Source organism: Ereboglobus sp. PH5-10 (assembly GCF_029504735.1).
Lineage (GTDB): Bacteria > Verrucomicrobiota > Verrucomicrobiia > Opitutales > Opitutaceae > Ereboglobus.
Genome location: NZ_JAQFIP010000031.1, coordinates 1 through 8,933, shown reverse-complemented (window position 1 = coordinate 8,933; position 8,933 = coordinate 1). Strand labels below are relative to the sequence as shown.

The window sequence follows — 8,933 nt, the reverse complement described above, 5'->3', positions numbered from 1 at the left end:
GGTGAGCGCAAATCGGGGGCGCTGGCGTTTCCATCTCCCTGCTCTTACCTCATTTACCCCCGCCTGGCTCTCTTTTTCATTTTCCTTTTTAGGTTAATAGATACAAATCGCGATCAGTTAGTGCGGAAAAGTTTCCAAAAAGGAAAAGCGGAAGACCTTGCAGCGTAAAATCCGCCGCAAAGTCATAGCAAAAATCATTCAGCAAAAAGGGAGGGACCCAGTTACTGCGCGAGTTTCCGTCCGATGATGCGCCAGACCGCCAAGGTCGTGAGCACCGCCATCCACCAGAGGCTCAGCGCGCCGCCACCACCACCTCCTCCGCCGGAATTGTTGTTTCCGCCAGTGTTGCCTCCGTTGCCGCCGGTGTTGGTAACCGTAAGCGTGGCAGTGTTGCTGGTGACGGTGCCCGACGGATTCATTACCATGACGCTGTAATTGCCGGCATGGGATGTCTGGACACCGGCGATGCTGTGGAAGGAGCCGGTGGCGCCGCTGATGCGCGTGTTATTTTTAAGCCATTGGTAGGACAATCCCTCCCCTGTCGCCGTGACGACGAAGGTCGCCTCGCCGCCCGTATTGACGGTTTGCGAAACCGGATGGGCAACGATGACTGGGGCGGCAATCGGTCCGACGGTAACCGACCACGGCTTCGAGAAAACGATCTCGCCCGCGCTTGCCGTCATCGCAACAGCATAAATGCCGGCATGGGCGGAACTCGTGGCGCCACTCACGACATGGCTGGTGCCCGTCGCGCCGGAAATGGAGAAGTTGTCGCGATACCATTGGTAGGAGACCGGCGTGAAATTGCGCGGCTCGCCCAAGAGCGTGAAGCTGCCGCCGGCGGGCACGTCGGAGTTGAGAATGGGATTGCCGCTGATTTCCGCGGCGCCGACGAAGCCAATGCTGGCCGACAACTGCGATGCCGGTGTGGTGGATTCCTTGCCGGCGGTGTTGCCCGCGTGATTCTGGACAAGCGAGGCGAGCTCGCTCGCGCTCAACGGCTCGCCGCTCCCGGCCGGATGCACGACATACGAGTAAGAGGGCACAAACACCCTGTCCCCGCCCGCGGCCATCGATCCCGATGTTGAGATTGGGAAATTGTCGAGAGCACGCACGAGCCCGCCGGATTGCGTGACGAGCGAATCGCGCGTGCCCTGGTAGATATTGTGCAGCGAAAGCACCTGCGCCTGCGCGCCCGCCACGGTCGCGGACGTGTTTCCGGTCGCGGCGATGTAGTTGTTATACATGTGAACGCGCGCGTTGGTGACGGCGGGCATGGCCAATTTCAACCCGTCGCCCCAGAGATTGTGCTCAAGCGCGATCCCGATGACAGCGCCGGCGTTGCTGATCGTCATGGCGGAACCGCCGCCCTCCGAAGTGGCCGTGGCCGTGAATTCATTCCACGAGAAGGAAATGTTATCCGAGCCTCCGGAGATCGACACAGGCGCGTCAACAAACGTGCAATGTAAAATATCCACCTCGGACGCACCCGTTATGGCCAATGCGCCATCAGTGATATTCACGCCCTTGATGGTGATATCGGAGGCGCCCGCCGGAATGGTAATGTCGCCGATGATCGTTGAGGAGGAATCCGCGCCCACGATTGTTTTGCCGGACGGAATCGTGATTCCACCAACCAGCGAAAAATCAACCGTGCCCGATATCGTAACCGTCGGCGTGCCCGGATCCTCGATTTGCGATTTATATTGATCCGCAATAGTCTTCGGACTCGCAACGACGGTGAGCGTGGCATTGAGCGAGGCGGTGTCGGCGGCATTGGAAACCTCGACTTTGTAAACCGCGCCATTGTCGGAGAGCAATGTCGCCGGCGTGGTGTAGGAGGCGGCGGTAGCGCTCGCGATAAGCACATTGTCCTTGAACCACTCATAGGTGAACGGCGCGCTGCCGCCGGTCACATCCACCGCAAACGTCGCCGTCGCGCCATCCTGCACGGTCTGGCTGCCGGCGTTGGGCGCCCAGACAATCTCGGGCGGAGTCAACACCGTCAACGAAGCCGGTTCGCTCGTGACCGACTTAAAAATGTTTGTGACCGTGACCGTGTAAACGCCCGCATCGCCAGCCAGCACGCTGGACAGCGTGAGCGTCGCGGATGTTTGTCCATCAATCGCAACGCCATCCTTATACCACTGATACGACATCGGCTCATAACCCGTGGCGGCCACAGTAAACGACGCCGAAGCCCCGAGAGCCTTGGTTGAATCGGACGGCTGCATGGTGATTTCCGGAGCAGTCAATCCCTCGGCATACACGGTGTTGAACCAGGCCGGATCGGTGACGATGGGATCGTTGTAATCGAAAACGATCTCCGCACTGCTGTCGATGCGCACATTATGCGGCGCGTCGGCCTTCACTTTTACGCGATAAGCCACATAACCCTCGCCGCGTCCTGTCTCGTCGTTCGACAGCAAGAAACCCGCATAAGGATCAAGCGGCCACTTGTCGGCGGTGGAAGGATCGACCGACCGCATATACCAATAAACCTTGCCCGTGCTTTCGCTATACGAAGCCTCCACGCGCACCTTGGTGCTGGTGCCCTTTTGCGCGACCTCGATTTGGCCGCTCTTCAAGCCGCGCAAACCCATCTCGATCTGGTTGGCAAACGAAACCTCGGCCAATTCAAACGAACTCCAGTCCAAATACTGGCTGAGCGCATTGTTGACATGCACCTCCTGTGCCGCGCCCGTGGCCGTAGCCATGTTTTCAAAATATACCTTAAAATCAAGCCACTCGCCTGGAATTATATAACGCAATTCGCCTGCCCCGGTAGGGCCAGACATTTCGTTAGGGTCTTTGCCAGCAGGAAGTGGCGTGCATTTGCCGCAATTGCATGTGCCGACACAGGGATGGTGAGGGCAGGCGCAGGTGTCACCAATTATTTCGATAGTAACCTGCAAACATCCCGTTACTGAATCAGTATAGCCATTATCATCAGTAACGGTCAGCGAAATGTCGTAGGTAGCCTCCCGTGCCTTTGAAATTTCAAAACTATAGTTCGCACCACTTGCTAGCTCACCCCATCTGTTGGTCCATCTATAGTTGATCAATTTTCGACCTGGGGCAGCTGCCGATCTAGAAGCATTAAATGTATAATTTTCCATAATATTTTGGCCGCTCAACAAATTATAAAATTCCTTCTGTGTGTAGGAATATTTTTTTACTAAAACAAAATTATCATTAGTATTTCCATTTATGGCCGCTACAGGACGTGTGCCTCCTTTCAGCGTTCCCTTGACAATCCCATAATTATCCGATGAACACACCTCCAAACTGCCTCCTATATTATATTCTGTTACAATCCAAATAGGTTCGTCGAATGGGACCATGTTACCTCCATTGTTATTTACATAACCAAATTCTGGGCCAAACGCATCATGTGGTATTGTTATGTTTTGAAAAGAAAACTTATAAAAATCTGAAGAATCGCGAACTCCTTCGATAATGCCAATATCGACCTTATCATACAGGCTATTGTCAGTATATGTTTCCCATGTTGGGGGAGGAAGGTTATCACTTTTTTCTTTAAGCATGTAGACCTTGGCTGTTGCAACTGGCAATGTGCGTATTTTTACAATTGCTTTATCCATAAGGCTTTGCGCCCAAAAAGTGTCTAGCGCCGAGAAATTGAGTGTCTCTGGTTTGCCTTTTTCCCAAGCGGTAACTGGGCAAGGTGGGCCAATCACGTCCGCAGCCTTTGCTGCAACACTATACATATTCGTCCAATTAGATGACCTAAAATGGTATGTATATTTAGGTGAATCAATTTTATTGGTTCCCTCAAACTCACCTGAAGAAACAAACAGGCCGTTAAATTTTTTCTCTTCGTTCGTGATTTTTCCGCTTGTCTTTTCCTCTATGAGTTTTCCATTAATTGAATTATTGGTAAACCACTCCACTGCATATGAATGCCGACCAAGGTCGTCCACAAAACCCCACCCAGGATCATCCTCAAGGTCTCTCGGCCTAATGATTATATAATTCTCATTGGCATAAGCATCATCACGTCCCATTATCTGAGACGTCCTATAATACTCTGATTTTAGTTTACCGGCAGGATAAAATTCACTGCCATTATGAACACTAACGTTCTTCCACTGCAGTGTTGACGTATCCAGTCCTACATGCCTTGCGGCACCGAAGTCATTCGCCATATGACCGCTTAAATGAGCACCATGGCTGTGTCCGATTAATAACATACGGCTGCCTACTTCATTGCCCGATATTCCCAGCAACACCAAACCGCCCCACGCAAGTTTTGCAGCCTCTCTTATGTGCGATGCGCTGGGTCGCGGATTTATTGCCTTCCCGGGAAGGCCAAATCCTTCTTTAGCCCAATCAGACCAATCAACACCAAATACTACTGTATCAGAAGCAGAATATTTTGACGCCAGGCTTCGCCACGCTGAATTCATAATTGAATCATTCATACCATGGGCAAGGACCACATATTTTAAGTCTTTTTGTTCAGAGAACATTCCTTTTTCCTCACGCGTCACTTCAATCCATGCACCTGACACGTACATGTATATACGCACATTTTTATTTCCGGAAATGGGAATATTCAAAGATTTGCCTTGACTACGAAGTCCAGCAACCTCGGTATTTGTTCTATTCAGTGCTATGTTTTGCTTTGAAACAAAGTGCTCTGTTGTGTTTGTTTTATATCCTAAAATGTGGTTTTTTAATTTTTCAGTTTCTAATATAATTATTCCATTCTCTTGACATTTTTGAGCCATAGAAACCAAGTTTTTAATAAACTCTCCATTAGTATTTCCTAAAATAGATTTCCTGTCAGACAAAGTCTGATTTGCCTCAATATTTTCTACATTACTAGCCAGAGCAAGTAACGACACATCTAAATAATAATCAATGTCATTAGTCAAAGTAGACATGTCATCATTTGCTGTATTACCTCTGACGGCGACACCGACACTATCGGTCATGTTGGCAGGAACCTGACAATAGACGATTGTCGTAGCGCTCTCGCCGGGTGAGATGGCACTGAACCCTCCGTTATTATCGAGGCTCAGAAATTGCAGCTTCTCAGTCTGATAATTTTCGCCATCCAAAGAAAATTTTAATGAATTATGTGGGGCTGTTCTCGGGTCAGTGACTGTCACCATTGGAATGCTTAAATCCGCATCGCCGACGTTAGTGCATGTCACGGTAAACCAAAACACTCGCCCGGCACGCGCACCACTTGGCAGCAAAAAGTCAGTTTTTAACACACCGCCCAATGCAGCCTGCTTTACCTGTATCTTTCCGGAGAGTGTTGCGGTAGTGCTTTCATTGATAACAACTAGGTCGTAATCCCCTAAGACTGCATTCTCTGGGGAAACGACTATGGACAATTCGGCTGCAGAAATATATTTGACGTTTTTAGGACTAATCGTGCGTGTGCCATTGCGAAGTTCCACCGCCGATGCATCCGTAAATCCTGTACCGTAAACTGAGAATGTCACTTGGCCGGTATTTGGAAGTGTGCTTGTGCTTGCGCCAAGGACACTCAATGTGGCTGTTGTTTTTTCTATCTGAATAGTTTTGTCCTCAACGGACGTGTTCTCGATTGTCAGATACATGCTGCCCTCGGTCTGGGGCACGGTGACAGCATAGACACCGTCGCCGCAATAAACGGCCTTTATGTCGCTCTGTCCGACACCCGGCACATAGCCCAATGCACCGTAGATGTTCAGGCCTTCCGGCGCATAGATCAGAATTGTGCCCGCCTCGCTGGCAGAGGTCTCGACTCTGAACGTTTGGATGGAGTTGCCGTTGATTACAGCCGTGGTCGTCCCACCCAAAGCCGCCATCGTGATGCGTATCGCATCCGATGTTTTGTAGAGATTATTATCAGTATTGCGCCCTTCAAAAATCGTCCTGTCGGAGTTTAATAGAAGATGCAAATGCCAGTCGCCTTCCGCCAAGCTCGGCACGGTGACATTTGCGGTCAACTCGACGCTCTCGCTAGGCTCAAGGCTAAGCGCCGATGTGATTGCGCCCGCGCTTGTATTGAACATGCTGGAATTTCCGACAAACGTGATTTCGCTGCGGCAGGTTCCACGCGCAGACAGGCTGCCGACGTTGGTAACCGTGTATCGTATTTGAATCACATCCCCAACATTCGCCGATGCTGGGATAACAACCTGACTAACCGCCAAATCAACATCCGAAACCGCATTAGCGCTCATTTCATGAATGCCAATGTCCGGACACGCCCCGTTTGATGCCGGCACACCTGTGTTTTCCACATACATGTCATCAACCCGCTCCTGCCCAAAGTAATCACGTTCAGGTGCCACGGAGCCATCCCCTGCGTCAATGCACGGGCTGCCGATTTTCAGAGTGAAGTCGCCATTTTCGGCATCATGGAAAAGAGGATCGCCCCACAGATTTCCATTCGAGCCAACCGCGCTGTAAGATTGCGGGCCGTGTCCAGCAGGATTCCAGAAAAGGCTGTTCTTTATCGTAATTGATGAACCAGCATAAACAAAGCTGGAGGAAACCTTGGAAAGAACACTGTTGTGCATCCTCACAGTGCCACCGTGTGCCAGAACCCCATGGTTTCCCGTCATTCCATGGAACACACAATTAACCATATCGGCCTCTCCCGCCAGCACGTTGATTGCCCTGTCGCAGTAAAACACAGTCGTGTTTTCCATCAAAAGACTGGTCGCATACGAAGAAACACCATCAAACTTTCCATCCGAAATCAGACATGAGTCAATGACTCCTGTTGAGCCGTTCAAATAGGTGATGACACCGCCTTCAGTCCCCGACCAGGAACCTGAATTCGTGTTGCCGCCAAAAAGCAATTTGCAATGCCTGAAGTCCGCATGGCCGCTGATGAGCAAACTCCGCCAATCGCCCATTGAGGGAATAGTGCTTATTCCGTCGCCATTCGTGTCGCCACCATGAACATCGTCTTTAATGGAGGTGAAAATCACATTATTGTTCCTTGCACCTGCCACATATAGAGAACCTCCTGCCTGCACGGTGATGCGCTTGCTTTGGTCGAACTTCAGAATAGCGCCCTCAAGGATCGTCAAACTCACGCCATTTGGCACAACCACATCGGAGGTGATGCGATAAACCCTGTTCCCGATCCAAATTTGATCGACTGAAAGTGTTCCACCGTATTCGAACGTTTTGAAACGGAAATCGCAATCCGCCGAAATCGAAATCTGGCCGGAGCCTGTTATGGTGTATTGATCATGACTCGGCACCGAGCGGTTGCCATCCTCGTTTGTGTCGCCCCCAACAGTGTCATCGGCGAGATGAGTGAGCGTCGCGTTGCCAATGTTCAAGGTAGCACCACTTTCAACATTAAACCCGGCACCATCGGCAAACTTTATGATCGCGCCGTCAGCTATATTCAATGTCACGCCCGATGTGAGCGTATATAGATCATTGACGGCATACCCGGAGGAATCGCCAAGCACGTTGATAGTGAAGTTTCCGCCGTAAGGAAGGTTGGCTAAAATCTTGTCCAAAGAACGCTTGGCCGTCGCCGGAGTCGCACCGTCGTCGACATCATCACCTGATCCAGAAACATAAATTACGTCTGGATAAACCGTCACCATATATTCCGCAGACCATGACTTATCATCAAGTGTGATTTCGACGCGATAATTCGAAGTTCCTATTACGGATGCTTGCTCCGACAAACGACTGCTTGTTTCGATAGGGGCAAGAATTCCATCTTTATACCACTTGAACACAAAACCCATTCCCGCACGGGTTTCACTCCACACCACATTGAGTGTATAATCAGAACCAATAGTATAGGCTCCTGTGCCCACCAAAGGCATAATTAAGGGTTGGTCATCGGGTATGATTGCCTGTGGCTCATAAGCTCCAATTGTCGGTCTTTCAAAAGCGGTTCTATCCACTCCCCTAGCGTCTACCGTTGGCAATACTGCAGAATCACCAAGTTCGGCTTGAGTGATGCCCGCTTCAACCGCGCAACTCCCAAACGCAATAGGAATTATAAAAACCATTCCGTCGTAATCTTCAAATTTTTGCAGCAGCGGGTCCTGATCTAAATTGCCCGTCCCTACGTATCCGCCCTCAATGATACTGTGGCTCACTGTCAGGCCAGTGGCAATTTGCGCACTTCCTCCCGTATTTCCCCATACAATACAATTGACTAGTTTTTTATTTGCTCCTGATGCAGATATCCCCGAACAGCCCCCTGATGCACTGTTCTCCGCGATTGTGCAGTTCACCAGTGTTACTGTCGCAGATGCCACCATATTCATATAAATTGCACCCCCACTTATATACGTTGAGCTATCACCTACGGAGTTTCTATAAAATATACAATTTGTCAGCGTTCCTCCATCACCAGCTAAACATAAAGCACCTCCATAACGAAAGGCTGTATTCTTATAAAAAATACAGTTTTCATATACTGGAGTCGTCTGTGTGCCGTTATAGGCCGCGCCACCACCGCGATATGAATAAGCATACTCATCGGCCGCCGTGTTGCCACTAAATACGCAATCCCTCACTAATGGACTAGCCTTATTGTCATTATACATCCCTCCGCCCCAGCGTGAAGCGGCATTTCCGGAAATCACACACCGGAGTAATTCAAAAGCAGCCCGGCCATTACTACTTACACCAGATCCGCCAGAGCCACCCCGTATCGTCACATCACTGAGCCTCGCCGTTTTGTCCAGCGACACCATCTCCGACGGGTGATAAAATACGCTGTTGGCATTTTCCCCATTACCCGATATGCACCTGCCCGAGTCGGTGTTATACACGTCGTTCCCGTTAAAGTCCCCCGACAGGATTGTCACGTTTGCCGCCAGGTCGCGCTCTCCGAGCGACGTCTCCGTCCCCGCAAAACCCCCATACACCGCCACGTTGTTCCTCAATGAAAAATGCTTCGTCCGGTTGTCTGCTTCGTT

Annotated in this window: 1 protein-coding gene; it reads right to left on the bottom strand. The window is 50.5% G+C overall.

What is annotated here, in order from left to right:
• Positions 1-221: 221 nt before the first annotated feature.
• Positions 222-8,786, bottom strand: coding sequence for an immunoglobulin domain-containing protein (locus M2447_RS13500; protein ID WP_277559028.1), 8,565 nt, complete (start codon positions 8,784-8,786; stop codon positions 222-224).
• Between the last annotated feature and the right edge of the window lie 147 nt (positions 8,787-8,933).